The sequence below is a fragment of the Luteibacter sp. UNCMF331Sha3.1 genome (assembly GCF_900109915.1).
Classification (GTDB): Bacteria; Pseudomonadota; Gammaproteobacteria; order Xanthomonadales; family Rhodanobacteraceae; genus Luteibacter.
The window spans coordinates 55,285-79,600 of sequence record NZ_FOBU01000004.1 but is presented as its reverse complement, the minus strand read 5'-3'; the positions used below and the strand labels follow the sequence as shown (position 1 = coordinate 79,600).

General features: G+C 66.7%; 31 protein-coding genes, 1 tRNA gene, 1 pseudogene and 1 riboswitch. Of the genes and pseudogenes, 7 read left to right on the top strand and 26 right to left on the bottom strand.

Going from position 1 to position 24,316, the window contains the following annotated elements:
* Positions 1-57: 57 nt before the first annotated feature.
* Positions 58-154, bottom strand: a riboswitch (TPP riboswitch).
* A 3-nt stretch (positions 155-157) separates the two neighbouring features.
* Entirely contained in the window at positions 158-1,288 is a 1,131-nt protein-coding gene (locus BMX32_RS17070) for a phosphotransferase enzyme family protein (protein ID WP_089981060.1), read from the bottom strand.
* 40 nt (positions 1,289-1,328) lie between these two features.
* Positions 1,329-2,072, bottom strand: a complete 744-nt coding sequence (locus BMX32_RS17065; RefSeq protein WP_139206778.1) for a hypothetical protein — start codon at positions 2,070-2,072, stop codon at positions 1,329-1,331.
* Between the two features lie 458 nt (positions 2,073-2,530).
* Here BMX32_RS17065 and BMX32_RS17060 point away from each other — a divergent pair, with 458 nt between their 5' ends.
* Entirely contained in the window at positions 2,531-3,454 is a 924-nt protein-coding gene (locus BMX32_RS17060) for an MASE1 domain-containing protein (protein ID WP_170843723.1), read from the top strand.
* Positions 3,455-3,498: 44 nt separating this feature from the next.
* Here the strand turns inward: BMX32_RS17060 and BMX32_RS17055 are convergent, their stop codons facing one another.
* The 9 genes from BMX32_RS17055 to BMX32_RS17020 all read right to left on the bottom strand — a co-directional run bounded on the left by BMX32_RS17055 (position 3,499) and on the right by BMX32_RS17020 (position 7,935).
* A complete protein-coding gene (locus BMX32_RS17055) occupies positions 3,499-3,942 on the bottom strand; it encodes a hypothetical protein (RefSeq protein ID WP_089981053.1) in 444 nt (147 codons plus the stop codon).
* Between the two features lie 219 nt (positions 3,943-4,161).
* Positions 4,162-4,548: a hypothetical protein gene (locus BMX32_RS17050; RefSeq protein WP_139206777.1), complete on the bottom strand. Its 387-nt coding sequence runs from the start codon at positions 4,546-4,548 to the stop codon at positions 4,162-4,164.
* 19 nt (positions 4,549-4,567) lie between these two features.
* A complete protein-coding gene (locus tag BMX32_RS18765) occupies positions 4,568-4,735 on the bottom strand; it encodes a hypothetical protein (protein ID WP_170843722.1) in 168 nt (55 codons plus the stop codon).
* Positions 4,732-5,028, bottom strand: a complete 297-nt coding sequence (locus tag BMX32_RS17045) for a hypothetical protein (protein WP_089981048.1) — start codon at positions 5,026-5,028, stop codon at positions 4,732-4,734. Before BMX32_RS17045 ends, BMX32_RS18765 begins: the two co-directional genes overlap by 4 nt.
* Positions 5,029-5,036: 8 nt before the next feature.
* A complete protein-coding gene (locus BMX32_RS17040; protein ID WP_089981044.1) occupies positions 5,037-5,297 on the bottom strand; it encodes a hypothetical protein in 261 nt (86 codons plus the stop codon).
* A gap of 52 nt (positions 5,298-5,349) precedes the next feature.
* Positions 5,350-6,036 (bottom strand): DUF2589 domain-containing protein, encoded by a 687-nt coding sequence (locus BMX32_RS17035; RefSeq protein WP_089981041.1) that lies wholly within the window; start codon positions 6,034-6,036, stop codon positions 5,350-5,352.
* 54 nt (positions 6,037-6,090) lie between these two features.
* Positions 6,091-6,636 carry a DUF2589 domain-containing protein gene (locus tag BMX32_RS17030; RefSeq protein WP_089981039.1) on the bottom strand — a complete coding sequence of 182 codons (546 nt, stop codon included), beginning with the start codon at positions 6,634-6,636 and terminating at the stop codon, positions 6,091-6,093.
* A 3-nt stretch (positions 6,637-6,639) separates the two neighbouring features.
* Positions 6,640-7,200, bottom strand: a complete 561-nt coding sequence (locus BMX32_RS17025; RefSeq protein WP_089981036.1) for a glycoside hydrolase family 108 protein — start codon at positions 7,198-7,200, stop codon at positions 6,640-6,642.
* A 105-nt stretch (positions 7,201-7,305) separates the two neighbouring features.
* Complete coding sequence (locus tag BMX32_RS17020) at positions 7,306-7,935, bottom strand: LuxR C-terminal-related transcriptional regulator (protein WP_089981033.1); 630 nt, start codon at positions 7,933-7,935, stop codon at positions 7,306-7,308.
* Between the two features lie 320 nt (positions 7,936-8,255).
* Between BMX32_RS17020 and BMX32_RS18980 the strand changes: the two are divergent.
* A pseudogene (locus BMX32_RS18980) lies at positions 8,256-8,516 on the top strand (winged helix-turn-helix domain-containing protein); the annotation flags it as partial.
* 180 nt (positions 8,517-8,696) lie between these two features.
* Here the strand turns inward: BMX32_RS18980 and BMX32_RS17010 are convergent.
* From BMX32_RS17010 to rplM, 7 genes are all read right to left on the bottom strand, one after another.
* Positions 8,697-9,224: a hypothetical protein gene (locus BMX32_RS17010; RefSeq protein WP_089981028.1), complete on the bottom strand. Its 528-nt coding sequence runs from the start codon at positions 9,222-9,224 to the stop codon at positions 8,697-8,699.
* Between the two features lie 75 nt (positions 9,225-9,299).
* On the bottom strand, positions 9,300-9,512 hold the full coding sequence (locus BMX32_RS18560; protein ID WP_139206776.1) for a hypothetical protein: 213 nt from the start codon (positions 9,510-9,512) through the stop codon (positions 9,300-9,302).
* Between the two features lie 190 nt (positions 9,513-9,702).
* A complete protein-coding gene (locus BMX32_RS17005) occupies positions 9,703-10,170 on the bottom strand; it encodes a GNAT family N-acetyltransferase (protein ID WP_089981026.1) in 468 nt (155 codons plus the stop codon).
* The gene (locus BMX32_RS17000) at positions 10,167-11,432 is read right to left on the bottom strand and encodes a chloride channel protein (RefSeq protein WP_244511600.1); all 1,266 of its coding nucleotides are present in this window, start codon (positions 11,430-11,432) and stop codon (positions 10,167-10,169) included. Before BMX32_RS17000 ends, BMX32_RS17005 begins: the two co-directional genes overlap by 4 nt.
* Positions 11,433-11,619: 187 nt before the next feature.
* Positions 11,620-11,693: transfer RNA gene (locus tag BMX32_RS16995), tRNA-Gln, on the bottom strand.
* 65 nt (positions 11,694-11,758) lie between these two features.
* Positions 11,759-12,151, bottom strand: coding sequence for a 30S ribosomal protein S9 (gene rpsI, locus BMX32_RS16990; protein WP_089981021.1), 393 nt, complete (start codon positions 12,149-12,151; stop codon positions 11,759-11,761).
* Between the two features lie 9 nt (positions 12,152-12,160).
* Entirely contained in the window at positions 12,161-12,589 is a 429-nt protein-coding gene (rplM, locus tag BMX32_RS16985; RefSeq protein WP_089981019.1) for a 50S ribosomal protein L13, read from the bottom strand.
* Positions 12,590-12,856: 267 nt separating this feature from the next.
* Here rplM and coq7 point away from each other — a divergent pair, with 267 nt between their 5' ends.
* On the top strand, positions 12,857-13,498 hold the full coding sequence (gene coq7 / locus BMX32_RS16980) for a 2-polyprenyl-3-methyl-6-methoxy-1,4-benzoquinone monooxygenase (RefSeq protein ID WP_089981017.1): 642 nt from the start codon (positions 12,857-12,859) through the stop codon (positions 13,496-13,498).
* Here the strand turns inward: coq7 and BMX32_RS16975 are convergent.
* Positions 13,495-14,181 (bottom strand): extensin-like domain-containing protein, encoded by a 687-nt coding sequence (locus tag BMX32_RS16975; protein WP_089981015.1) that lies wholly within the window; start codon positions 14,179-14,181, stop codon positions 13,495-13,497. The two genes, coq7 and BMX32_RS16975, sit on opposite strands and share 4 nt — an antisense overlap.
* A gap of 191 nt (positions 14,182-14,372) precedes the next feature.
* Complete coding sequence (gene speD, locus BMX32_RS16970; RefSeq protein ID WP_089981013.1) at positions 14,373-15,158, bottom strand: adenosylmethionine decarboxylase; 786 nt, start codon at positions 15,156-15,158, stop codon at positions 14,373-14,375.
* A gap of 416 nt (positions 15,159-15,574) precedes the next feature.
* Here speD and crp point away from each other — a divergent pair, with 416 nt between their 5' ends.
* Positions 15,575-16,189, top strand: coding sequence for a cAMP-activated global transcriptional regulator CRP (gene crp / locus BMX32_RS16965; protein WP_244511590.1), 615 nt, complete (start codon positions 15,575-15,577; stop codon positions 16,187-16,189).
* Between the two features lie 86 nt (positions 16,190-16,275).
* Here crp and BMX32_RS16960 read toward each other — a convergent pair whose 3' ends face one another.
* The gene (locus BMX32_RS16960; protein WP_089981007.1) at positions 16,276-17,226 is read right to left on the bottom strand and encodes a bifunctional helix-turn-helix transcriptional regulator/GNAT family N-acetyltransferase; all 951 of its coding nucleotides are present in this window, start codon (positions 17,224-17,226) and stop codon (positions 16,276-16,278) included.
* 132 nt (positions 17,227-17,358) lie between these two features.
* On the opposite strand from BMX32_RS16960, the gene BMX32_RS16955 reads away from it, so the two are divergent.
* On the top strand, positions 17,359-18,105 hold the full coding sequence (locus BMX32_RS16955) for a sulfite exporter TauE/SafE family protein (protein WP_089981005.1): 747 nt from the start codon (positions 17,359-17,361) through the stop codon (positions 18,103-18,105).
* Here the strand turns inward: BMX32_RS16955 and BMX32_RS16950 are convergent.
* From BMX32_RS16950 to BMX32_RS16930, 5 genes are read right to left on the bottom strand one after another with little or no spacing between them, the layout of a single operon-like run.
* Positions 18,102-18,809 (bottom strand): haloacid dehalogenase-like hydrolase, encoded by a 708-nt coding sequence (locus tag BMX32_RS16950; RefSeq protein ID WP_089981003.1) that lies wholly within the window; start codon positions 18,807-18,809, stop codon positions 18,102-18,104. The genes BMX32_RS16955 and BMX32_RS16950 overlap by 4 nt on opposite strands.
* Positions 18,810-18,816: 7 nt before the next feature.
* Positions 18,817-19,671, bottom strand: coding sequence for an indole-3-glycerol phosphate synthase TrpC (gene trpC / locus BMX32_RS16945; protein WP_089981001.1), 855 nt, complete (start codon positions 19,669-19,671; stop codon positions 18,817-18,819).
* A gap of 52 nt (positions 19,672-19,723) precedes the next feature.
* The gene (gene trpD, locus BMX32_RS16940; protein WP_089980998.1) at positions 19,724-20,755 is read right to left on the bottom strand and encodes an anthranilate phosphoribosyltransferase; all 1,032 of its coding nucleotides are present in this window, start codon (positions 20,753-20,755) and stop codon (positions 19,724-19,726) included.
* A gap of 16 nt (positions 20,756-20,771) precedes the next feature.
* Positions 20,772-21,368 carry an anthranilate synthase component II gene (locus BMX32_RS16935; protein WP_089980996.1) on the bottom strand — a complete coding sequence of 199 codons (597 nt, stop codon included), beginning with the start codon at positions 21,366-21,368 and terminating at the stop codon, positions 20,772-20,774.
* Between the two features lie 58 nt (positions 21,369-21,426).
* Complete coding sequence (locus tag BMX32_RS16930; protein WP_211664250.1) at positions 21,427-22,980, bottom strand: serine hydrolase domain-containing protein; 1,554 nt, start codon at positions 22,978-22,980, stop codon at positions 21,427-21,429.
* A gap of 191 nt (positions 22,981-23,171) precedes the next feature.
* On the opposite strand from BMX32_RS16930, the gene BMX32_RS16925 reads away from it, so the two are divergent.
* On the top strand, positions 23,172-23,864 hold the full coding sequence (locus tag BMX32_RS16925; protein ID WP_089980994.1) for a hypothetical protein: 693 nt from the start codon (positions 23,172-23,174) through the stop codon (positions 23,862-23,864).
* A gap of 66 nt (positions 23,865-23,930) precedes the next feature.
* Complete coding sequence (locus BMX32_RS16920) at positions 23,931-24,314, top strand: VOC family protein (RefSeq protein WP_089980991.1); 384 nt, start codon at positions 23,931-23,933, stop codon at positions 24,312-24,314.
* Positions 24,315-24,316 lie beyond the last annotated feature (2 nt).

The following is a 24,316-nucleotide window of genomic DNA, read 5'->3' as shown; positions in this document are numbered from 1 at the left end:
GTCTTCAGTGGCGTGACGAAGCGACGGCAAGCCACGACGGGCCCGGGATCCGGACTGTCCGTGGCTTTGCAAGCTCCCTACGCCGGTACTAACCGGGTCAGGTTCCAAGGGACTCTCTCAGCCCGGCATTCGCCGGGCACCCCCGCTTCTAGAACCCCTATTGAAACACATTCCCACCGAGAAACGCACGACCGTGCCTGGTGGCGAACCAGCGGGCGTGTCCGATGAGGAACGTGTGGTACGCCACGTCGGCATGGTCGCGCCGCCCCGTGACGCCCTCGAAGTACTCGACTTCGGACAGCGCGAAATCGATGTGCACGAGCGGCAGCAGGTCGGCCAGGAGCGCGAGGTCCGCCGCGTGCAGCGGGCGGATCGCGCGATACCCGTCGATGAGGCCGCGTGCGATGTCGTGCCGCCCGATGTCGCCGCGCTCGATGTCGAGCCAGGCGATCGCGTTGCGTTCGATCGCCGTGGCGAGGTCGAACAAGGCGAACGTCTTCGCGGACAGGCCGACGTCGAGCACATCGGTGATGGTCGCATCGTCGCCCGCGTCGCTCCAGCAGAGATTGGACACGTGCAGGTCGCCGTGCGTCCATAACGCTGGCTGGGCCGCGAGATCCCTCGCGATACGCGCGTGGGACGCTGAAAGGATGCTCGTCATGTCACGCTGCCAGTCGCGTTCGGCAAGATAGCGCGCGAGCGCGGGACGCGCCGCGAGTTGCGCATCCAGCACGTCGACGGGATCGTGCGCCGAGAGGATGTCGGCACGCGCGACGAGGATGTGCGTGCTGCGTTGCGGGGCGTGGTGGTCGACCGTGGCATCGTGCATGCGCGCGAGCATCGCGCCCACCCGATGCGCGTGACGCACGCCGCCGATCGGGGACCACGAGTACGCTTCGCGATAGACATCCACGCCGCGCGCGGCGTCGTGCACTTCGTAGACCCACGCGTCCGTGCCGAAGACGGACGCGCCGTGCGCGTCGGTGAGGATGCGTGGCACCGGAATGCCACGGTCGCGCAGATGGCGCGCGAAACGGTGTTCCTCCCCGAGCGTGATCTCGTCCCGCACCCGGCGGTGGTGGCGTTTGATGAAGACCGGGCCCGCATCGGTCGTCGCGAGCGCCGCCGCGGACAGCGGACGCGGGCTCAGCCAGTCGAGCGAACGGAACGCGCCGAGCAACGGGATGCGCGCGAGGATCGGGGCGACCTCGTCGTGCGTCAGCGCGGGCCAGTCCGGTGCCAGCTCGTCGCCGGCGAGGCCATGGGTGAGGTGGGCGTCGTCGATCATCCGCACAGTGTAGCGGCGCCGGCGCGCCGGGCCCGCACCCCTAGCGGCGCAGCGCGGTGACCATGCCTTCCGCCGTCCACGCGCCGAGGCAGCCGCCCGCGATGCGCGCGGTCTGCTCTTCGTCGTGGGTAAGGTCGAGGAAAGCGCGTATTTCACCGAAGCTCGCGCCCTGCAGGGCGAGATCGAGGCAGGTCGACTCGTCGGCCGTCATGGCGGCCACCTGTGGCCGCGATCCCTGGCGCCAGACCCGCGCCCCGATGTCCCCGGGTACGAGGTGCACCGGAGGCGCCGTGGCGCCTTCGGACAGGGCGCGCCACAACGCGACGGCGTTGGTCCGCATCGGGCGGAAACGCAGCGATGGCACGAACTCGATCTCGACCGCGTCCCAGTGCTCGGCGCGGAGCCCGGAGACCGCGAGGGCGCCGCAGTCGTCGGCAAGCGACGCGAGGTAGAGATTGCCGTCGATCCACGCGATCTCCGCCACCTCGGGATCGGCCGGCCAGCATTGCCCGACCCATGCGACGAAGGCATCGACGTCGCGAGCGACATCGCGCGCGTCCTGCGGATGCGCATCGAGGAAACGGGTAGCCGTGGTGTCGAAAGGCTCCTTGCCCAGCCAGGCAGCGGTGCGGGCGTACGCGTTACGCAGCCCGGCCAGCGCGTCGCCGCGATCGTCGGACGGCACGGGCGGATCCCCCGACTCGCCCGGTGCCTCATCGGCATTGAGGTATTTCGCAAAATCCATGGACTGGGCGACCGGTGCCGTCGGGGAATCGGGGGACATGATGACCTCTCCGCTCGAGGCCCGGGCGTGGCCTGTGTCGCAATCCCGATGGCTGTTGCTTACGCCGTTCCGTCGGGCTTGCCAATACGCCATCGGGCCTGCCGATCCCCGTGTGCGGCTCGCCACGGCGAAGGGTGGGCGAAAGCCCGGGCGGCGACGATGGCATCGCAGCTTCTTGCGAGCCCTCGGCCGAGTGGCGGGAGGAAGCAAATGCAGGCGGGCACTGGGAAAAAAACGGGGCCCTTAATCGGCAAATACTTCAAAAGCGTGTCCAATCCATGGCTAACCGGCCGATATACCTTCAAACTAACCTCACATCGCGCTACGGGTGAGGGAATCCGGGCGCCGCCAACCAACCGCCGCCGATGATGCGCCTGATCATCGACCGGCCCAACGTTCCAGGAAATGCGAGACACCTCAGGGGGAACATCGTGGGCGGAAAGAACAGGGATCCGTTGGTGTGGGGACGTTACGTTGCCGTCGCGGGCGCCTATGCGGCGTGCTACGAGCTGACCCGCTATTTTTCGTTCTCGCACTGGATGCTCACGGCCGGGCTGCGCATGGCGTGCCTGCTGCTCGTACCCCGCAGGTTCTGGCCGGCCCTCGCCATCGGCGAAGCCCTGCCCATCGCCGAAACCGCTTTCCTGCACCTCTCCGATTACGGGCTCCCGTGGGCCGTCGCGAGCGTCGTTCCGCCCATCGTCTTCTGCATGCCGATCGTCGCCTTGCTGCAGTCGCGCTTTCCGATCGTACGCGCCGGCGGCGAGGTGAACATCGGGATGATCGTGCTGGCCACGCTGCTGTGCGCGGCGATGAACGCCACCGAGAACTCGGTCGTCTTTTCCTTCATCGTCATGGGCGACGGTTCGCCGGTGCCGTCCGTCACGGCGCAGATCTTTCTCGCGTGGTTCCTCGGACTGTACCTCGGCGCGCTCACGCTGACGCCCACGATCCTCGCCCTGCGCGAGCGTCTCGCGTCGCAGCCGAAGGGTGTCGTCACCTGGGCCGCCGTTCGCCACAGCCCGCTCGCGCGCGAACTGGCGCTGGTCGTGGTGCCGTCGCTCGCGCTCCTGCTGGGTATCGCGTCACAGGTGGAGGGCACCACCCTTCAGGTCGTGCGCATCGCCATGGCCCTGCCGGTCGTGGCGCTCACGGTGCGTCATGGCTGGCACGGCACCTCGCTCGGCGGTCTGATGGCAAGCATCGCGATGGCGTCCACCTCGTTCACCCTGCAGGATCCCGCGATGGTGCAGGCGCAGACGGTGCTGGCCTTCGCGCTATCCACGTCCCTGCTGTTCGGCGTGCGCGTGGCGCGGCGCCAGGCCGCCGCAAGGCAGGTGCTGCTCGCGCAGAACCTGCCCGCGGGGCTCCATCGCCACTGACCCGTAAGTACGTCGCCTGCCTGCGACCCCTTCGTGCCGATGCCTTACCGGCTGGTGCACTCCACCGGGTTCTTGCACTCCACTGGCGCGGCCATCAGGCGCATGGTGCCGTCCGACTGCGGTGCGACGGCGATCACGGTGGCTCCGTCCTGATAGACCACGGTGTACGCCGTGCTGGCCGGCGCCGGCAGCGTTTCGATATCGGTGGCCGCGTTCGTCGCGTCCGAACCGACCGGCATGCCATAGTGGTCGCCGGTCATGGTGCGCGAAAACGCACCGCGCACGTTGCCGAAGGCATCGTTGACCTGGATGTAGGTCATGCTGCCCTTCCGGAACTTGTACACGTGGTACGCCGGGTTCGTGCTGACGTCGGTAGCGTTCGGCGACGACTGACCCAGGCCCGTGACGGCGGTCTGCGCATGTGCCGCGCCCATGCCGAGCGAGAGAGTGATGGCCGTGGCGAGCAGCAGACGGTGATGGTTACGCATGATGGTTTACTCCTGTGTGATGTGGCAGGTCCGGTGTCTTGCTGCGCCGGATCCTGGTTTCGTCCATGGCGGATCCATGGGCGATACCGCCACTTTCCCGCATAGCCGCGGTCACGTAGGGGTGCCTGCCGAATCCGCGCATAGCTTGGACGGAGCCGAACGAAAGGGCCCTTCCGTGGGCCCCGAGACTTCATCCATGTGAACGGACCCGGGCCGACCTCAGTGATCCACGAGATACACCGGGCCGGACCAGACGCCCGTCGGCGAGACGACACGGAGGAACAGGTTCGGCTCCTCGCCGGTCAGCGACACTTCTTCCCCCCTCAGGCGATCGCAGAAACGACCGCCATTGTTCGACATGCCCAAGCGGTAGCGCCGCTCGCCATCCGTCGTGGCGACGCGGTCGGCTTGCACCCGGCACGCGAACGGCTCGGCGAAATGCATGTCGGCACGCCGTGCATCGAAGGTAGCGTCGACGCCGACGAGTCGCCCCTCCAGTCGCAACGTTCCCCTCAATGCGCCCTGTTCGGGCGTACCCGCGTGCGTCGAGGCCGACGCGAGCACGAACAGCACCATGCCGACAAACTTCCCTGTCTTGTGTTTCATGCGGTAGCTCCATCGGTCGTCAATGAAATATCAGCCATGCCCCGGCGGCGGCCAGCCAGAGGGCGACGAGTGCGAACGCCACGCCGACGCGCATCGCACGGCCAGACACCGGCGGCGCCCCGCCGAATGCCTCGATCACCGTCGCTTCCCACGTGGGTGGAACGTCGAGTTCCGTGAGTCTGGTCATGTCGCTGCCCCTCGATCGGGAAGCTCGATGAGCCGCCCGTCGATTTCGAGCCGAGGCAGCCCGTTTCCGAACGCGTCGCAGGACACCTTGATGCGCCGGCAGGCGGGCCGCAGGAACGTGCGAATCCATGGCCTGCCGATGCGAATCACAAGGCGTGGCTCCGCGCGGCCGAACCGCCGGTAGCTCAGCCAGCCTTCGAACTCGATGGTGACCGAGGCGCGTGCTCCGCGCCGGTCGTTGCAAACCGCCGCGCCGATCGAAAGCAGAAACGCATCGAGCGCGATACCGGCCATGTCGCCTCCTAGGCGTCCTGCAACCATGCCGGCTTGCGCGGAAACCCGACGTGGTAGCAGAGCCACTGCAGCACGACCTGATGCTCGCCGACCTGCAGTAAGGTGAAACTCTTCTCGATGCCGAGGATCGTCCCGCGCGGCGAATCGGTGAGGCAGCGATTCAACAGGTCGTTGGCCTGATTCACCTGCTCGTCGGTTTTCATCTGGTTCGGATGGTCGCTTCCGACCACGATGCGCTTCACGAACTTCACGTCGGTCAGATCGAACATCCCGTCGCTCCCTGGTGTCGCGGCGCCATGGCGCCGCGACGGTGAAGGCCCATCAACCGTTGTCGTCGCCATCGCCAGGCTTGTCGTCGGCTTTGGCTGGCGTATCCCCATCGGCGGCCACCGGCACCAGCGTACCGACGCGGCGTGGCGCGCAGGCAGTCTGCAGGATATCCATGACACGGGCCAGTCCCTCCGGCATCCCGTTGTCTTCCGCATGGACGGACACGTGGTACTTCGCCGAGTTGTCCGATTTGCGGGTGTTCTCCTTGTGCGTGGCGACCGAACCGCTCACCGTGACCTTCGCGGAGAACACACCCCAGCCGACCGACGCGGTGGCCGAAAGATTGGCCTTCTTGTCGTCGGTTTCCGTCGAACTCGTGGACGACGAAACGCTCATGTCGAACGTGACGTCGACCGTGGCGATGCTGAGGTTGGGCACCTTTACGATGGCCAGCAACGGTACCTCGAGTTCGACCTCTTCTTCGGCAATGCCACCGTTGCCGCTCGGGTCGTCCACGGGACGCTTGAACCGGAACGAGGCGGTGCGGGTGTCGCCGACCGCATTGGGGTCGGTGGACGTAGCGGGCGGCAGGAAGCCGACGACCTTGACGAAATCGGCAGTCGCCTGCGCGAGCTTAATCTGTGCGTCGCAGGCGGCACTCAATGGGCCGCCGATCAGATCGCCCATCGGCAATCCCTTGAACTGGTCTGACATGCTTACGAGTCCGGTGTCGGCCATGGTGTTTCTCCTTGTCGTGTCGCGTGGCGCGGATGCGGCATGCATTCGCGGTCCTTAAGGCGGCGTGTCGTCGCCATCCCTGGATGTGTGGAAAACCCCCTGCACCTGGGTCAGATGGTTCATCAGTCGCGCGGCGCCTTCGGTCGGCTCGCACGCTTCGACGCGAAGCACGACGTGCACCGCACCGGCGCGCTTCCCGGTGGCGCCGAAGGTCGTGTCGATCTGCATGCGCGGTTTGGGTGCGGCGGGATGGGCGCGCCAGTCGCGCGTCGGCTGCGGGGCATCCGCCGGCGCGCCCTCGGCGGCCGACCGATCGACGAGGCTGCCCAGGTCGGCGTCGAACTGGATCTCGACGTCCTTGATGCGCAGCAGGTTCGTCGATACCAGTGGCAGGATGGGGGCGCGGTAGAAGTCCTCGTCGCCCGGCTGCGCCGCCGGATGCATCGAAGGCATCCGGATCACGACGCTCTTGGGCCGGTTGTCTTCGTCGAAATACTGGCTGAGCTGCGCGACCTGGTGTTGCTCGATGCGATCCTGCGCATCGACGACGGCGCCGGCCAGCGCTTCGATGAGATCGTTCAGCGATGTCTGCGTCGCCATGCGTCATGCCTCCTGCGATGCCGGCCGCGGAAGGTCCGGGAATGCGTCGACGCGATTGATCCAGCCTTTCAGGTACCGCTGGAGCTTCGGGTTTCGCCTGACGAGATCGTTGTAGTAACCCTTGCGACCCTGCTTGAAAGCCATGTACACCTTCGTCGCGTCACTCGCGCGAAGCGCGGCGAGCGTGGCGTTGCCGATGCGGCCATCCACCGTGATCGCCGGTCGCACGCCCTCGCCGTTCAATACTCTCTGCAACAGCTTCGCGGCATTCGCTCCCGCGTTCACCTGGAAGTCGAAGACGATGTTCGCGAGCTCCTGCAACGCGATGTCGTCGCCGCGGATCGCATCCCAATACAGCGGCTTGTAGATTCGCCCGGCCTGCGCATCGGTCAGCGCCTTCAGGTTCGCCAGCGTGGGTTCGATCCCGAGAATCCGCCGCGCGTACTGCCTGAACGTACCCATCGTGATGCCCTTGTTCGTCGCGCCGCCGGGATCGACGGGGTCGTCGACGAAACCACCTTCGAAGGCGAGAAGCGTCGGCAGGAAACGCTGGAAATCGGCCATCGCGGTACTCTCCCTGTACGACGCGTCGTGCGTCGGCGTGGAGCCACTATCCGCGCACGGTGCGCCGGCAAACATCGGGCGAATGCTGATTCTTCGCCCGCGCAGTCATTCGTCGGACGACACCAGACCTTCGCGCACCGCGTAGCGCGTCATGCCTGCCACGTTGCGGACGCCGAGCTTCCGTACGATGTGCTCGCGGTGCGTGCCGACCGTCTTCATGCTGATGCAAAGACGCTCTGCGATCTGTCGCGTCGAATACCCCTCGGCGAAGAGCTGGGCGACCTCGCGTTCGCGACCGCTGAGCACCTGACAGCGCCCGCCATTCGCGGACGACAGGCCATCGACGAGAGGGTCGACGAAGCGACGGCCGTGCAGCACGGCGAGCATGCCCTTTCGCAACACGTCGAAGCCGCTCTGCTTCAGCACATAGCCAAGCGCGCCTGCCGCGAAGACCTCGTCGTGTTTGCGCGACTCATGCCGTGCCGTGACGACGACGAGATGCGTTTCCGGCAAACGCGAGGCGATCCGGCGTGTCGCCTCGATCCCGTCGAGCCCACGGAGAAACGTATCGAGAAGCACCAGCGCCGGTCGATGACGCAGCGCGAGTTGCACCGTTGCCCGCCCGTCGTCGCTCCCGCCAACCACGTCGTAGGCGCCATCGGCCGAAAGCATGGCCCGCAGGCCATCGCGGAACAGGCCATGGGTGTCGGCGAGTACGACCGTCGTGGCCGTCATGACTGTATCCCGCACGTGATAGGACACACGCGTACCAGCGGCGTGCGCTGCGGGCAGCCGAAAACGTGTGACACAATCCGGCAAGCCCGGCTGACATCGAATGGTTGGCCATGCATGGAAGTCGTCCGTGATGGAAGGTGTCCGAACCCTCGCGCCTCGTGTGCCGCGGCGTCCTTCCGAAAACCTTACGGTCGACGATTTCCGCCCAGGCACGGACCGGCTGCTATCGCCGCGGTTGCGCGGCGCAGGGATGGAACCCTATGGGACGCAACGATGTTCCCGCAGTGTTTACGATCGGCGACTGGACCGTCCGGCCTTCGCTGAGGACGGTCGAACGATCCGGCGAACGCAAGGTGCTCGAACCGAAACTCATCGACGTGCTGACCTACCTGGCAGGTACCGCGGGCGCGGTCGTCGACAAGGAGCAACTGTTGACCGACTGCTGGCGCGGGACCTTCTACGGCGACAACCCGGTGCACAAGACGATCGCGCTGATCCGCAAGGCGCTTGGCGACGATGCGAAGAGGCCGCGGTACATCGCGACGATAAGGAAGCGGGGATATCGGGTGATCGCGAAGGTGAGAAGCGGCGGGCCGCAGCCACGATCGACCAGGCGGACGGCGGTGTCGAGCATCTACCGGATCGCGCTGCGAAGCAGCCGCCGCATCGACGCATTGCCGAGGCGGCGGCTGCTTGCCACGGTGTTGATAGGCTTCTCCGCATTCGTCGCGCTGTGCCGTACGAGCCTCCGGGGTTAGCGTTCAGAGGTTCTGCAGCCCCCTGGTGATGAAGTCGACGTCGTCGCCTGGATCGATGTCCTTCCACAGACCGGGGCGATCGGAGGGATTCGACCGGATCAGCCATTCACCGAGAGCAAGTGCGAACGCGTACCCTTTCCCGACCTCGTCGAACGTCAGGTCTCTGGTCGTCCCCGAGACCCTCAGCTTGAGATCGTGAGCCAGCTTATCGGCCGGGTCCCAGAGCTCGCGGTCCTCGAGCGTCCCCTTGGTCCCCTCCGCCTTGGCGGTTTCACAGCATGCCAGGACGATCCAGCACTTCGACCTGGCTGCCCGGGGATTCAGTACGCTATCGACGATCTTCTGGCTCTTGAGCTCGCTTCGATGGCCGACGACGATCACGCTCGCGTACGCTCTGAAGTGATCCTCCGTCAGGGCGGACGTGTCGCCGACGAGCTTCGCGTTCTTGGGATAGAGCTTCGCCAGATTCCTGGCTTCGCGCTCGCCGTCCGTCGAACCCTTGATCCATGCAATGGCGGTGTGTTGTGTCATGACGACTTCTCCTTGTCGATGATGTGAAATCCGTGGTCGCGTCGCGATGTTGCCGACGAGATAGGCACCTTGCCGTCAGTACCGGTCGTTCCATGGCACCCAGCTCCAGTCGTCCACGCCACCGAACGCCGCAGTCAGCGCGTCCCTGCCGTCGCCGACCTTGCACTCGAGCACCCGCTTGCTGGAATCACCGGCGCCGGCCATCCCCTGGTCCCTGTGCGAGTACATCAGTACCTCGGTACCGTCGGGATATCCGAGCGCCTTGATAGCCGTCGGAACGACGTACACGCAACCGTTGTGCCTGTCACCGCACGGCACGAGCGAGCATCGTCATAAAAGTCCTTCACGAGATCGTAGATCCCGGGCTGCTTGAGCCGCTTATCCATGTGCCGTTCCTTCGGATGGTGGGCGACACCAATCTAGGCCTCGCGGCATGGAGCTCCTATCGGGCGAATGCTGATCCTTCGGGATCGTCCGATCAGGACAGCGCGTGACTGAACGTCAGGTACTTTCGTTCCTGCTCGAAACCGAAGCGGCGATACAGCGCCTGGGCGGCATCGTTGTCCACCGCGGTGGACAGGGTCAGCCATGCGGAGCCGCTGTCGCGCGCGTGCGCCAGGCATCGTGCGAGCAAGGCACCCGCGACGCCCTGGCGACGATGGTGCGGCGAAACGAACAGGTCGTTGAGGATCCACGCGCGCTTTCCGGACACCGACGAGAACGTGGGATAAAGCTGCGCGAAACCAGCGAGACCGTCGGCGACGGGCACGACGAAGACGACGGATTCGTCGCGGGTCATGCGTTCGGCGAGGAAGTCGCGCGCCAGGCGTCGATCGTCCGCCTGGTCGTAGAACATGCGGTACTGGTTGAACAGGTCCGAGAGCGCGTCGAGATCGTCGATGGTCGCCGGACGGACCCACGGCGCGGATGTATCGATGGGCGTCATGTCGTCTCCGCTTCCCGGTTCTTCTCCGCCTCGTGGGCGTCGACGAGGTTCTGCGCCAGCGCCTTGTACACGGGGACCGGACAGAAGAGCGCCGACACCGCGCGTGCGAGCAGGCAGGCCGCCATCAACGGTACCGCCATCTGGTGATTGGCGGTCAGCTCGAGCGAGATGACGACTGCGGTCAGCGGGGCCTGCGTCACGCCGGAAAGGTACGCCGCCATGCCCAGCAGCACGACGGCCGAAAGATCCGAGCCCGGGAAGAGCTGCGCGATGTTTTCGCCGAGGCCCGCACCGACGGCGAGCGCGGGAGAAAAGATGCCGCCGGGAATGCCAGCCAGCGACGATGCGAGATTGCCAAGGAATTTCAGTCCGCCGAACAGTGGCCCCGTCGTCGGGTGGCCATCCAGGATGTCGCGTGCCTGCGCGTAACCGGTGCCATAGAGGCCGTCCGCGCTCAGCAGACTCAGCAGCACCAGGGCGAGACCGCAAACGGCCGCGAAGGTCACGGGCGAGCGGGCGCGCAATCGGCCGAGACCGCCGCGCAGTCCCGTCGCCGATGGGATGATGAGACGCGCGAAGATACCGCCGGCCACACCACCTGCGATGCCGGTGAGCAACACGGCCAGCCATGCCCTGCCGAGCGGGAGCGCCGCGACGATGGTTCCGAAATACGCATAGTTGCCGACGAGCCCCAGCGAGACGACGCCCGCCACGATGACCGCGGTGAGCAGCGTGCCGCTCATGCGGTGCTCGAACGCACCGGCCATTTCTTCGATGGCGAATACCACGCCGGCCAGCGGCGTATTGAACGCGGCGGCGAGACCCGCGGCGGAGCCGGCGAGGATGAAGCGACCGGCGGCGGTCGGGTCATCGAAGCCGAACCGACGGCCGATCGAGTACAGCAGACCCGCGCCGACGTGCACCGTGGGACCTTCGCGTCCGACCGACGCACCACCGACGAGCGCGGCCAGCGTGAGTGCCATCTTCCCCGCCGCCACTTTCAGCGAGAGCAGACGATGGCGGAATCCGGCGTCTTCCACCTTGAGCGCGGCCATCGCCTGCGGAATGCCGGAGCCACGCGTCGCGCGGAGCGCGCCCTGGGTGAGCCAGCTGAGCAGTGCGAACATGGCGGGCGTCACGACGAACGGCACCCACCAGCCGTGACTGGCCATCATCCGGAAGAGATCGAACGCACCATCGGCCGCCTTTGCGAAGAGCACCGCCGAGAGCCCGACGACGATCGCGCCCGACCAGAACAACACGCGACGGCGCCACTGCGTGGGCGAAAGATAATCGTGGCTCGCAAGGCCTCGCCATGCACGTCCGGCACGGCGGTAGAAAGTCGGCACGCTCGGCTCCTGTGGATGCGACGGAACCTGACATCATACGCGCGACGGAAATCACGGAAACGCAAAAAAACAAAGCCCCGCCGAGGCGGGGCTTTGAGTTTGGCTGGGAGACTAGGATTCGAACCTAGATAAACGGAGTCAGAGTCCGTTGTCCTACCGTTAGACGATCTCCCAAGAACCGGGATCGATGCGCTCTGACCTTTGATGCATCGAATGGAAGCGCGAATTCTACTATGAAATTAGCGCTTCGAGAACTGCGTTGCGCGACGTGCCTTGTGGAGACCGACCTTCTTACGCTCGACTTCGCGAGCATCGCGGGTCATGAAACCAGCCTTGCGCAGCGGGGACTTCAGGGCTTCGTCGTATTCGACGAGCGCGCGGGCGATGCCGAGGCGGATTGCGCCGGCCTGACCCGTGATGCCGCCACCGGCGACCGTCACCATGATGTCGAACTTCTCGGTGTTCTCGGTCAGCTCGAGCGGCTGACGCACGATCATGCGAGAGGTCTCACGACCGAAGAACTGGTCGAGCGGCTTGCCGTTGACAACGATGCCACCGGTGCCCTTGCGGATGAAGACGCGGGCGGCGGAGGTCTTGCGACGGCCGGTACCGTAATTCTGCTGGGTAGCCATGTCGATTCCTTAGAGTTCCAGCGCCTGCGGCTGCTGTGCGGTATGCGGGTGCTCGGCGCCGCCGTACACCTTCAGCTTGCGGTACATGGCGCGACCCAGCGGGTTCTTCGGCAGCATGCCCTTGACGGCGATCTCGATCACGCGCTCCGGGTACGTAGCCAGCAGGTCCTTGAGACTCGTGGTCTTCAGGTTGCCGACGTAGCCGGTGAAGCGGTGGTACTTCTTGTCGTCCAGCTTCGCACCGGTGACGGCCACCTTCGCGGCGTTGATCACGACGATGTAATCGCCGGTATCGACGTGCGGGGTGAACTCGGGCTTGTGCTTGCCGCGGAGACGGCGCGCGACCTCGGTCGACAGACGACCCAGGGTCTTGTTCGTGGCGTCAATCACGAACCAATCGCGCTTGACGCTCTCCGGCTTGGCGCTGAACGTTTTCATTTCGAAAATACCTGGTTTGCCGCCAAGGAGGCGGAACACGGAATCGGTGAAAGCAAAGGCGCGAGAGAATAGCGGACTTTTCCCTCATCGCGCAAGCCCACGTTGGTGGTGAGCTATGGGCCGACAATCATAGCACGGGATGACGGTTCGTTCACAACCCTTCCCGACGTATCGGCCGTGCGCCGCGACAAGCGACCGCAGCGCCTTCACCTTGGATCGGAAGGCAGGCATTGTAACGTGTGTCGCCCCCGTACGTCTGGAGTTTTCATGTCCGCCCGCACCCTGAGCCCCCTGGACCGTCTTCTCGCCGGCCTGGAGCGCGCGATGGAAGCCGTCGCCGGCTCGCCGGAGCCCGCCCGTCGCTCGCCGGGCGACGCGGTGGACGACGCTCCGCTGAGCGATGCCGAGCGCCGCCACGCGGCCGGCCTGATGCGCATCAACCACGTCGGCGAAGTCTGCGCGCAGGCTCTCTACGTCGGGCAGGCCGCCCTGGCTCGCACCGACGAGACGCGGCAGCACCTGATGCACGCGGCCCAGGAAGAGACCGACCACCTGGCGTGGTGCGCGGAACGCCTGAAGCAGCTCGACAGCCGTCCCAGCCTGCTCAATCCCTTGTGGTACGCCGGCAGTTACGCCATCGGCGTGGCCGCGGCGGCCGTCGGCGATCCGGTCAGCCTGGGCTTCGTCGTCGAGACGGAGCGGCAGGTGGAGGCCCATCTCGCCGACCACCTGGAGCGGCTCCCCTCTCAGGACGAGCGATCGCGGACGATCCTGCGCCAGATGCAGGCGGACGAGATCCGCCATGCCGACGCCGCGCAGGCGCGGGGCGGCGTCGACCTGCCCTGGCCCCTGCCCCGCCTGATGCATGCCGCGTCGGCCGTGATGAAGACGGTCGCGTACCGCATCTAGCGGCAGAGGCCGAACCCACGCCCCTGCAGGTGGAAGTGCGTGCGGTGCGCGGCGTTGTAGCCGGGGCCGAGGAAGGCACCGAAATAGCGGCAACCGCCTTCCTGCAATCCATGCAGGAAGGCGGCATCGCCCGGTGCGGACCACCCCTTTTCCACCGTGATTCGCCGGCCGTCGGCCAGGCGCCAGCCCGTGACGTCGAGCGCGTCCGCCATCGCGTGCCGGCTCAGCGGCGCCTGCTCGCGGTGATAGACGTTGCGACACGCATAGCTTCCGACGTGGTCGACGGTACGGACCGGTGCGCCATACGTGGCGTCGGCCGACGGCTGCAACAGATGCCGATGGAAGAGCACGAGGGACGCCGCGAGCGGGCACGTTACCGTGACCGGCGATGCGAATCGCGCGGGCCCGATGGCGGAAAGCCGCACCGCGTCGCTCCAGCCGCAGCCATTCCCCGCGTCACGATCGGGCATGGCGGTGAAGACGGCACCGGCTTCGCCGATGGCCGCGCGGCACATCGCCGGGTCGTCGCCGAGGCGTGCGAGTTTGAAGCGCAGGAAGGCGTCCGGTTCGGCACGCAGATCGAGCGGCGCCCAGGGGTTGTAGCGATCGGGCGGGCGCCAGCCGCGAGCCCAGACGAGCGCGGCGAGGGCGATGAGCAGGGTGAGGAGGAGCCAGGGGCGCATGGCCGGACGTTAGCGACTCAGCCGTGTTGCTTCTGTCGGAGCCGCCATGGCGGCGAGCTCTGCTCGTGTGGGAGCGGCCTCGGCCGCGATGGGTGCTTGCGGCACGTCCCCATCGCGACCAAGGTCGCTCCCACGAGGAGCCGGCAACCATCGCCGCGTCAAAAAAAACCCCGCTTTCGCGGGGTTTTTCGTCACATCAGGTTGCGGCCGTGGAAGAGTTCCTCGATCTCGCGACGGAGCAGCGACTCGATGCGCTGGCGCTCCTTGAACGAGAGATCGTCCGCCTGGGCCTCGAACAGGTACGTGTCGAGGTCGAAGTCCTTGATGTGCATCTTCGTGTGGAAGATGTTTTCCTGGTACACGTTCACGTCGAACATCTCGTACTTCTGACGGATGTGCTTCGCCAGGTAGTCCTGCACCGAGTTGATCTTGTGATCCATGAAGTGCTTCTTGCCCTTCACGTCGCGCGTGAAACCACGCACGCGATAGTCGGCGATGACGATGTCCGACTCGAAGCTGTCGATCAGATAGTTCAGCGCCTTCAGCGGCGAGATCACGCCGCACGTGGCGACGTCGATGTCGGCGCGGAACGTCGCGATGCCGTTGTGCGGATGCGTTTCCGGGTACGTGTGGACCGTGATGTGGCTCTTGTCCATGTGCGCCACGACGGCGCCCGAGATCGTGTCGCGGCCGAGCTTCTCGACCACCGGCTCCTCGGAGATGAGGATGGTGACCGACGCGCCCTGCGGATCGTAATCCTGGCGCGCGATGTTCAGGATGTTGGCGCCGATGATCTCCGCCACGTCCGTGAGGATCTGGGTCAGGCGATCGGCGTCGTACTGCTCATCGATGTACTCGATATAGTTCTGCCGCTGCTGCTCGGACACGGCATAGCAGATATCGTAGATGTTGAAACTCAGCGCCTTCGTGAGGTTGTTGAAACCCTGCAGGCGAAGACGGGGGAGCGGTTTGACCACAGCGACTCTCCGAGGCCGGGGGATACGGCCAGCAGCAGACGCGGGTTAGCAGCAAGGGTCCCCGCAAGATGAAAAGCGATCGTTCAGGATATCCTGCCCGTCGCTTGTGTACGGCGTGAGACATGGGGGTCCGGACGCCGAGGGGGTGAAATTATGGGGCAAGATGGCGAGGATTTGAACACGCCCGTCGCAGTCTCGCGAAATGTGTGGATTTTGCGCCCCCGAACTCTGCAATAATCCGACGGGGACATGGCGGGTCGGCGACGCCTGACGGAAATCCGTCGGCAGCCTGCTTGATGGGGGCGCCATGCCATTGAGACTCAACGGAATCAGCTGTGGCTCAACTCAAATATCTGTTGCAACAGGCTTTCGAACGGTCGCAGGCTCCTTCGAGCTTCGCGCCAGACCCGGCCTCCATGGGCCGATTCCTCGACGCCTGCCACCGCCGTCGCTATCCGGGGAAGACGGCGATCATCCGTCCGGGCGATCCCGCGAACACGCTCTATTACGTCGTCGAAGGCTCGCTCGCCGTCTGCACGGAGGACGAGGAAGGGCGTGAGCTGATCCTCGCCTACATCAACCGGGGCCAGTTCATCGGCGAAATGGGGCTGTTCGTGGAGCAGGCGCAGCGCGAGTCGCTCGTCCGTACCCGCACTGCCGTGGAAATGGCCGAAATCAGCTACGAGCGCCTGTTCCAGCTGCTGGAAGGCCCCTTGTCGGCCGAATGCCCGAAGCTGCTGTTCGCGATCGGCTCCCAGCTGACCCACCGCCTGCTGCGCACGTCGCGCCAGGTGAGCCGCATGGCGTTCATGGATGTGACGAACCGGGTGTCCCGCACCCTGCTCGACCTCTGCCAGGAGCCCGATGCCATGACGCATCCGGACGGGACGCAGATCCGCATCTCCCGCCAGGAGGTCAGCCGGATCGTCGGCTGCTCGCGCGAAATGGTCGGCCGTGTGCTCAAGCAGCTCGAGGAAGAGCGGATGATCGACGTGTCGGGCAAGACCATCGTGGTGCGCGGCACCCGCTGATCGGATATCCGTGGGAGCGCGCTTGCGCGCGGTGGGGTGCGTGCCGCAAGCACCCCACCGCGCGCAAGCGCGCTCCCACAGTCGTTTCAGGCGCCGCGATAGATCATGTAGACGTCCGCTCTCGCGTAGTGCGACCCCGGGCGGGCGTTGGGCTGGCGGACGAAGCCGGCTCGTTCGTACATCGCCAGCGCGCGGCCGAGGCGGCTGTTGGATTCGAGGAACAGCTCCCGGCCTTCCCGCTGGCGGAACCAGGCGATCGCCTCGTCGAGCAGCTTCCGGCCGGCCCCGAGGCCGCGGTAGTTCTCGTCCACGCCCATCTTGGACAGCTCGTAGATGCCGTCGCCCTCGTGGATCAGCGCGCACGTGCCCACGACTTCGCCCGCATACAACGCGAAGAAGATCGCCCCGCCCGGCGCGACGATCATCCCCTCGGGATCCGCGAACAGGGCGCGGTCGACCTCCTCCACCCGGAAATAGCGCTCCAGCCACTGCTGGTTGAGGCGGCGGAAGTGCTCGCGTAGCGCCGGCTGAAAGGGCACCACCTCCACGACGGCGCGGGACAGGGCGACACGCTGGTCGAGGATGGCCGCCACCAGGGGCCGCTCGGCGAGGGCCTGCTCGCAGCCGTCGATGGCGTCGAGAAGCGCCATGCCGCGAGGGCCCATCGATTCGGCCATGCCCCGCCGGATCGCGAGCCAGACCGGGCCGAGCTCGCCCAGCGCGCGCTCCCCCGCCGCGGTCAGCACCAGCACGCTGCGCCGGCCGTCGTGCGGATCGCGCTGGCGCGTAACCATGCCGGCCTCCACGAGACGATCCGCGAGCTGGCTCACGGCCGAGTGGGTCTGGCCGATGGCCACCGCCATGTCGGTCACGGTGGTGGGACCCACGTCCCGCAGGTAGCGCAGCACGGGGAACCAGCGCGCCTCGATGCCAGCGCCGCTGGCGCGGTAGACCTCGTCGACGGCCTGATAGAAATGGTCGCTCAGGGCCTTCAGGCGACTGCCGAGCGCCAGTTCGCGCAGGGAAGAAAGGTACATCGTGGATCCAGAGAAACCCGGGTGGCGTGAGCGATCAGGCTAGGGCGGCACGATGCCGCACGCAACCTGCCTTCATGCAGGGTACGCAGGCGCCTCGTATATGGTGGACCCCTGCCCTGGGATGGATGACGTATGGACTGGACCCAGTTCCTCATGTTCGCCGGCGTGGGCCTGCTCGCGCAGCTGGTCGACGGCGCGCTCGGCATGGCCTACGGCGTGGTCTCGAACTCGGTGCTGCTCGCGATGGGGCTGCCGCCCGCGGTGGCCAGCGCCACCGTGCACACGGCGGAAGTGTTCACCACGGGCGTCTCGGGCGGCGCGCACGCGTTTTTCGGCAACGTGGACTGGAAGACGTTCCGCCGCCTCGCGATCCCGGGCGTGATCGGCGGCATCATCGGTGCGTGGTTCCTCGCCAGCGTGCCGGGCGACGCCCTGAAGCCGTTCGTCTACGTCTACCTGCTGATCCTCGGCATCGTGGTGCTGGTGCGCGCGGCCGGCCGCGTCGTGTCGCATCACCGGGTGAAGCACAAAGGCGTGGTCGGCTTCTTCGCGGGGCTGCTCGACGCCATCGGCGGTGGTGGCTGGGGACCCATCGCGACATCCACCCTGCTGGCGCGCGGCGGTGCCGTGCGACACACCATCGGTACCGTGAACGCCGCCGAATTCGTCGTCACCATCGCGATCTCGTCGACGCTGATCGCGCATCTGGGTGTCCAGCACTGGCCCATCGTGCTCGGCCTGCTGACGGGCGGCGTGATCGCCGCGCCGCTGGCCGCGTGGCTCGTGAAGCACCTGCCGCCGCGCTACGTGATGACGGCGGTCGGATGCCTGATCGTCGGCATCAGCCTGTACCAGCTGAGCACCTACCTGTTTCGCTAGTACCAGTGCAGCACTTGGAGGCGATCGCCCAGCAGGCGGCCCGCCTTCTTCGCCGTCTTCGGCGTCGGATTCACCAGTCGGGCCGCCTCGGCCGCCTTCAGCATCGGCACGTCGGAGAGCGAGTCGCCATACGCGATCGCCCAGGGCCGCGCGACGCCGGCTTTCTCCAGCGCGCGCACCTTCATGCCGTCGACGTTGTGCTGCACGAAATGCACGCCGAACGGACCGCCGCGCGTGCGCGACGCCGCGAGTTCGTACCCGGTGAGGTTGACCTCGTCGAGGATCGCCCCGACCAGATGCCCGTCGTTCCCGGTGACGATGATCACGCGATCGCCGTCGTCGACGTGCCGGCGCAATGCCGCCACCGCGTCGCGGCAGAACACGCCCGGACGTCGCGCGTACGTGCGCCCGAAGGCCGTGACAAGACGCCGGTAGGTCGCCTCGCGGCGGCCCACGGTGACCACGCGGAGAAACAGGCGACCGAGGAAACGGTTGCCGCCCGCGCTGCCGATCAGCAGGGGCACCAGCGGCACCACGGGCAGCGCGAGCAACAGGCGCCAGCGGCCCAGCCCGGCGAGCCGCTCGCGGAAGAAGAGTTCCAGTGTCTGGTGGCGGACGATGACGCCGTCGAAGTCGAACAGGACGACGCGTCGCCCGTCCGCGGCGGTGTCGTCGACGCCCGCCGTGCCGATGCCCTGATCCATGTGACGTTTACCGATGCTTGTGGTGCGCGTGCTGCGGTGGTGCGCCGAAGAGCTTCTGCAGCTCCGCTCCGGGATCCGGCGCGCGCATGAACGCTTCGCCGACCAGGAACGTGTGGATGCCGGCCTCGCGGAGACGGCGCACGTCCTCGGTGGTGTGGATGCCGGATTCCGCGACGATGGCGGTTTCCGGGCCGACGCGGTCCTTGAGTTTCAGCGACGTGCCGAGCGACGTCTCGAACGTGCGCAGGTTGCGGTTGTTCACGCCGATCAGGGGCGCCGGCATGCCGAGGGCGATCTCGAGTTCTTCCTCGTTGTGCACTTCGACGAGCACGTCGAGGTCGAGCTCGGCGGCGAGCAGCGAAAGTTCGGTGAGGCGGTTTTCGTCGAAGATGACGTCGCCGTCGGGCTCCTTGTTGCCGAACGCCGCGACGATCAGCAGGATGCAGTCGGCCCCGATCACGCGAGCCTCGTACACCTGGTATTCGTCGATGATGAAATCCTTGCGCAGGATCGGCAGCGAACAGGCGTCGCGCGCCTGCCTGACGAAGTCTTCGTGACCCTGGAAGAAGTCGGCATCGGTGAGCACGGAGAGACAGGTCGCCCCGCCCGCTTCGTAGCTGCGCGCGATCGTCGCGGGATCGAAGTCCGCGCGGATCAGGCCCTTGCTCGGGCTGGCCTTCTTGATCTCGGCGATGACGGCCGGGTTGCCGTCGTGCAGGCGCGCGTCGATGGCAGCCACGAAACCCCGGGTGTCTTCGAGATCGGCGATTCGCGCGGCGAGATCGTCCAGCGTAAGCCTGCGGCTGCGCTCGGCGATCTCTTCGAGCTTGCGGTCGAGGATGCGATGAAGGATGTCGGGCATCGGAGGGATTTCCTAGGGTAAGGCCGGGGGCATGGGGGACGCCCCGACGATATCAGGCACCGAGCCGCTGCGTCGCGGCCACGAACGCTTCCATTTTTGCACGGGCCGCCCCGCTGGCGATGGTGGCGCGGGCCAGATCGATGCCGGCCTGTATCGTGGGCGTGACATCGGCGGCATACAGCGCCGCGCCGGCGTTGAGGCAGACGATGTCGTGCGGCACGCCCGGGACCCCGGAAATCGCGTCCAGCAGCATCGCCTTCGACTCGGCCGAATTCTCCACGCGCAGGTTCCGGCTTGAGGCCATCGCCAGGCCGAAGTCCTCCGGCTCGATCTCGTACTCGCGGACGACGCCGTCGCGGAGTTCGCCGACCAGCGTGGCCGCGCCCAGCGAAATCTCGTCCATGCCGTCGCGGCCCCAGACGACCAGCGCGTGGCGCGCGCCCAGCGCCTGCAGCACACGCACCTGGATGCCCACGAGGTCCGGATGGAAGACGCCCATGAGGATGTTCGGCGCGCCGGCGGGATTGGTCAGCGGGCCCAGGATGTTGAAGATGGTGCGGACACCCATCTCGCGACGGACGGGCGACACCACTTTCATCGCCGGGTGATGGTTCGGCGCGAACATGAAACCGATGTCGGTCTCTTCCATGCAGACGGCCACTTGGGCTGGCAGGAGTTCGATGCGGGCCCCGAGGGCCTCGAGCACGTCGGCGCTGCCCGACTTCGACGAGACGCTGCGACCGCCGTGCTTGGCGACGCGCGCACCGGCGGCGGCGGCGACGAACATCGACGCGGTGGAGATGTTGAAGGACGACGCGCCGTCGCCCCCCGTACCGACGATGTCGAGGAAATGCGGGTGCGGGCCGACGTCGACCTTCGCGGAGAGGTCGCGCATCACGCGCGCGGCGCCGGTGATCTCGCCGACGGTCTCCTTCTTCACGCGCAGGCCGGTGAGGATCGCGGCCGTCATCAGCGGGCTGACGTCGCCGCGCATGATCTGGTGCATCAGCTCGATCATCTCGTCGTGGAAGATCTCGCGGTGCTCGATCGTGCGCTGCAGCGCCTCGGAGGGAGTCATCGGCATGGAACGTGGATCCTTCTTACGCGGCGAGCGGCAACGGCATGCCGAGGAAATTGCGCAGCAGGTCGTGACCGTGCTGGGTCAGGATCGATTCCGGATGGAACTGCACACCCTCGATGTCGAGGGTACGGTGCCGCAGGCCCATGATCTCGTCGATCGAACCGTCGTCGCGCTCGGTCCAGGCGGTGACTTCGAGGCAATCCGGCACCGAGTCCTTCTCGACCACCAGCGAGTGGTAGCGCGTGGCCTCGAACGGATCCGGCAGACCGGCGAACACGCCCTTGCCCAGGTGCCGGACGGGCGAGGTCTTGCCGTGCATGATTTCGCGCGCGCGGATCACCTTGCCGCCGAACACCTGGCCGATGGCCTGGTGCCCCAGGCAGACCCCGAAGATCGGCAACTCGCCGGCCATCTCGCGCAGGATGTCGATCGACACGCCGGAATCGTCGGGCGTACCCGGCCCCGGCGAGATCATGATGCGCGACGGCTTCAGCGCCCGGATATCGGCGACGGTCAGCGCGTCGTTGCGAACCACCTTCACCTCCTGCCCCAGCTCGCCCAGGTACTGGACGAGATTGAAGGTGAACGAGTCGTAGTTGTCGATCATCAAGAGCATGGGGGGGGACCTGACGGGTACAGCGGGGTCGGGCCCGGGATTGTAGCCGGTCTCCCGGTCAGGGCGCTTTCGCATACCAGGCCACGGATTCCGTCTCCGGCATCGACACTGCCACCCCGCGCACCTTACCGGACGCGTCGCGGCGGAACTCGAAGCGGAATACGTAGATCCCGGACTGCACGAACTGCGCGGGCCCGAGCGCCTGCAACGTCGTCGGGGCATCCTGCCCGGGGAGTACGAGCGACACCATGTCGCCCTGAATCGAGACCGTGAGTGTGTCGTGCTCGAAGCTGTCGGCCAGCGCGCGACGGATGTCCATCGGTAAGGCCGGGTCGAGGCGGTATTCGCCCGCGAAGTCCGGCGCCGGCGGCACGCGCGGCTTCACCGTGCGAATGGCCGGGCGTGTGCCGAGGCCGATCGCGTCGTCGAGCGCGTTGCGGATCTCCGCGATCAGCGCGAGCCCGTTGGCGCCATTGGTCAGGATGACGAAGCCGTCGCCCGTTTCCGGGTAGCCCTGCAGCAGCGCGAGGTAGCTTTCGTTCGCGCCCAGGTGGAAGAAGTAGCGACCCGCACCGGCGCCGCCGAGGCGCGGTCCGAGGCCGAAGGGCCCGGGTGAGACCTCGGTCATCATCGCGACCGCGAGCGGTTGCGGCAGGAACGGCTGCGTGCCCCGATAACTGCCGATCAGCGCGCCGACGTAGCGACCCAGGTCGTTCGCGGTCGTCCACAGACCCGACGCCCCGGCCTCGGCGAAGCTCTCCCAGCCGCGCGGCAGCGCCGTCGGCAAACCCTTTGCATCGTGGGCACGAGCGATGTTCCCGCGCGAGGCCGACAGCGGGCTTTCAAAGGTACTGCGCCGCATGCCCAACGGTGCAAGCACGAGGTCCTGTGCCACGTCGGCCAGCGGGCGGCCCGTCGCGTCCTCGATCACCATCTGCTCGACTGTCACGGCACCGCCCGAGTAGTCGCTGACCCGGCCCGGCGGCTGCCTGAAGCGGACGGCCTCGCCCTTCGCGGGCTTCTGCCCGTCCAGTACCTGCACGAGCGACGGCAGCGCGTCGTCGGGCTGGTAATCGGCGAACCCGTGCACGCCCAGACCCGAGGTATGCGACATCAGCATCCGCAGATTCACATCGGGCGCGGGCACGATGGCCGACGCGGGCAACTTCCAGCGCTTCAGGTAAGCATCGACGTTGCGATCCAGATCGAGCGTGCCCTTCGCCACGAGCCGCAGCGTCGTGCCGGCGGTCACCACCTTGCTGATGGAACCGACGGAGAACAGCGTGTCCGCATCGACCCGTTCGGCGCCACCCGCGGCGCGAACGCCGAAACCCGCCGCCTGCACGACCTTCCCATCCCGGAGCACCGCCACCGCGACGCCTGGAATCTTGTGGAAACGCATGCGCTCTTCGAGCGACCAGCCCGGCGGCGCCTGACCCGGCGCCAGCACGGTCGGCCGTAGTCCATGATCGAGCACGGCAAGCGGCGGCGCGTCGACCGCATTGGCTGTGGCTACGAGGCACATCGACGCGACCAGCGCTCCGATGCACGCCATCCGCCGCGAACGCGACGCGAAGGAAACGGAACTGCCCAGGAATGCCTGCACGTCCATACCGAATTCTTCGCCGGTTCGAGGCGGCAGTATCGGTGGCGCCGTATGCCGTCCAATGTGCTGGAAGTCATAGCGGGCACCCGCCAGGAACACCTTTGCCGAAAACGCGGCTCTCACGCCACGGCTGGCGTAATCTCGACCGACATTCGCCATCCACCTCTCGGGCACGCTCCCGACGACAGGGAGGTCTCATGCGCAATCTCGACTTCAGTTCCTGGCAGGGCCTGCTCACCACGTTCATCGGACTGGCCGTGGTCACGCTCATCGGTGTCGGTATCCGGTTGCTCGCCATGCAGACGGTGCAGCAGCGGCGGGAGCGCGAAAACCGGCAGATCAACGAGCGCTTGCGCACGCTGATTGCCGCCTACAAGACGCTCGGCGGGTCGTTCACCGGCGACCTCACCGTGGATCCGACGCATCTGCGCGATCTGCTCCAGCGCGCCGCCGCCGACGAAGCCGCGGGATCGCCCGACGCGGGGAGCCGCGGCGAGCGCGCGCGGCGTGTGCGCGATGCCGTGGAGGCCGCGCTTTCGGACATCATCCTGCTCGGGACTGAAGAACAGGTGGAGCTTGCCGCGCGTGCCGCGACCGAACTGACCGAGGGGCGGCCGACACATACCGCCGAGCTCGTGATCTCGTTGCGCGATTTCATCCGCAAGGTGCTGGACCTCGAGCCCGTGCCGTCGCGCGTCGTCATTCCTGAGCAAGGTCCCGCGCGCGTCGTCACCGGTGGTGGCCGCGGCAAAGGCGATGGTGGCGGCAAGGGCGAAGGGGGCGGCGGTGGCAAGGGAGGCGGCGGTGGCGGTGGCATGGGCGGTATCGCCGGTGCGGGTATCGGCCTGGGCGGCGGCATGGCGCTCGACGACGAGCACCATCGTCCCTGATGCCGGCTTGCTAGCGCCCGGGTCAGGGGCGATGCTTGGGTTTCCCCCATCCCTTTCGAGATCGCCATGGCTTCGCTCGGTGCCGTCACCTTCCTCGTCCACGACTACGACGAGGCGATCCGCTTCTTCGTCGACGCGCTCGCGTTCGAGCTCTTCGAGGATTCGCCGCAGGGCGACGGCAAGCGCTGGGTGACGGTGGGGCCGCGGGGCACGTCGACACGCCTGCTGCTCGCCCGCGCCGTCGACGACGAACAGCGCGCACACGTCGGCAATCAAGGCGGCGGTCGCGTATTCCTTTTCCTGCAGACCGACGATTTCGCCAGCGACCACGCGCGCATGCTCGCGCACGGCGTGCGCTTCCGCGAGGCACCGCGTCACGAGCCCTACGGCACCGTGGCTGTCTTCGACGATCTCTACGGCAATGGCTGGGACCTGATCCAGCCCCTCTGACA

Bases quoted from the DNA above. Each gene is read 5' to 3' on its own strand.
- BMX32_RS16960 (WP_089981007.1), bottom strand. From the start codon at position 17,226: ATGTACCTTTCTTCCCTGCGCGAACTGGCGCTCGGCAGTCGCCTGAAG.
- BMX32_RS17025 (WP_089981036.1), bottom strand. From the start codon at position 7,200: ATGGCCGATTTCCAGCGTTTCCTGCCGACGCTTCTCGCCTTCGAAGGT.
- rpsI (WP_089981021.1), bottom strand. From the start codon at position 12,151: ATGGCTACCCAGCAGAATTACGGTACCGGCCGTCGCAAGACCTCCGCC.
- BMX32_RS16975 (WP_089981015.1), bottom strand. From the start codon at position 14,181: ATGCGCCCCTGGCTCCTCCTCACCCTGCTCATCGCCCTCGCCGCGCTC.
- BMX32_RS16955 (WP_089981005.1), top strand. From the start codon at position 17,359: ATGGACTGGACCCAGTTCCTCATGTTCGCCGGCGTGGGCCTGCTCGCG.
- trpD (WP_089980998.1), bottom strand. From the start codon at position 20,755: ATGCCGATGACTCCCTCCGAGGCGCTGCAGCGCACGATCGAGCACCGC.
- coq7 (WP_089981017.1), top strand. From the start codon at position 12,857: ATGTCCGCCCGCACCCTGAGCCCCCTGGACCGTCTTCTCGCCGGCCTG.
- BMX32_RS17020 (WP_089981033.1), bottom strand. From the start codon at position 7,935: ATGACGGCCACGACGGTCGTACTCGCCGACACCCATGGCCTGTTCCGC.
- BMX32_RS17010 (WP_089981028.1), bottom strand. From the start codon at position 9,224: ATGACACAACACACCGCCATTGCATGGATCAAGGGTTCGACGGACGGC.
- trpC (WP_089981001.1), bottom strand. From the start codon at position 19,671: ATGCCCGACATCCTTCATCGCATCCTCGACCGCAAGCTCGAAGAGATC.
- BMX32_RS16950 (WP_089981003.1), bottom strand. From the start codon at position 18,809: ATGGATCAGGGCATCGGCACGGCGGGCGTCGACGACACCGCCGCGGAC.
- BMX32_RS17040 (WP_089981044.1), bottom strand. From the start codon at position 5,297: ATGTTCGATCTGACCGACGTGAAGTTCGTGAAGCGCATCGTGGTCGGA.
- BMX32_RS18765 (WP_170843722.1), bottom strand. From the start codon at position 4,735: ATGACCAGACTCACGGAACTCGACGTTCCACCCACGTGGGAAGCGACG.
- rplM (WP_089981019.1), bottom strand. From the start codon at position 12,589: ATGAAAACGTTCAGCGCCAAGCCGGAGAGCGTCAAGCGCGATTGGTTC.
- crp (WP_244511590.1), top strand. From the start codon at position 15,575: ATGGGCCGATTCCTCGACGCCTGCCACCGCCGTCGCTATCCGGGGAAG.
- BMX32_RS17050 (WP_139206777.1), bottom strand. From the start codon at position 4,548: ATGAAACACAAGACAGGGAAGTTTGTCGGCATGGTGCTGTTCGTGCTC.
- BMX32_RS17035 (WP_089981041.1), bottom strand. From the start codon at position 6,036: ATGGCCGACACCGGACTCGTAAGCATGTCAGACCAGTTCAAGGGATTG.
- BMX32_RS17055 (WP_089981053.1), bottom strand. From the start codon at position 3,942: ATGCGTAACCATCACCGTCTGCTGCTCGCCACGGCCATCACTCTCTCG.
- BMX32_RS17045 (WP_089981048.1), bottom strand. From the start codon at position 5,028: ATGGCCGGTATCGCGCTCGATGCGTTTCTGCTTTCGATCGGCGCGGCG.
- BMX32_RS16925 (WP_089980994.1), top strand. From the start codon at position 23,172: ATGCGCAATCTCGACTTCAGTTCCTGGCAGGGCCTGCTCACCACGTTC.
- BMX32_RS17030 (WP_089981039.1), bottom strand. From the start codon at position 6,636: ATGGCGACGCAGACATCGCTGAACGATCTCATCGAAGCGCTGGCCGGC.
- BMX32_RS17065 (WP_139206778.1), bottom strand. From the start codon at position 2,072: ATGTCCCCCGATTCCCCGACGGCACCGGTCGCCCAGTCCATGGATTTT.
- BMX32_RS16920 (WP_089980991.1), top strand. From the start codon at position 23,931: ATGGCTTCGCTCGGTGCCGTCACCTTCCTCGTCCACGACTACGACGAG.
- BMX32_RS16930 (WP_211664250.1), bottom strand. From the start codon at position 22,980: ATGGACGTGCAGGCATTCCTGGGCAGTTCCGTTTCCTTCGCGTCGCGT.
- BMX32_RS17070 (WP_089981060.1), bottom strand. From the start codon at position 1,288: ATGATCGACGACGCCCACCTCACCCATGGCCTCGCCGGCGACGAGCTG.
- BMX32_RS16935 (WP_089980996.1), bottom strand. From the start codon at position 21,368: ATGCTCTTGATGATCGACAACTACGACTCGTTCACCTTCAATCTCGTC.
- BMX32_RS17005 (WP_089981026.1), bottom strand. From the start codon at position 10,170: ATGACGCCCATCGATACATCCGCGCCGTGGGTCCGTCCGGCGACCATC.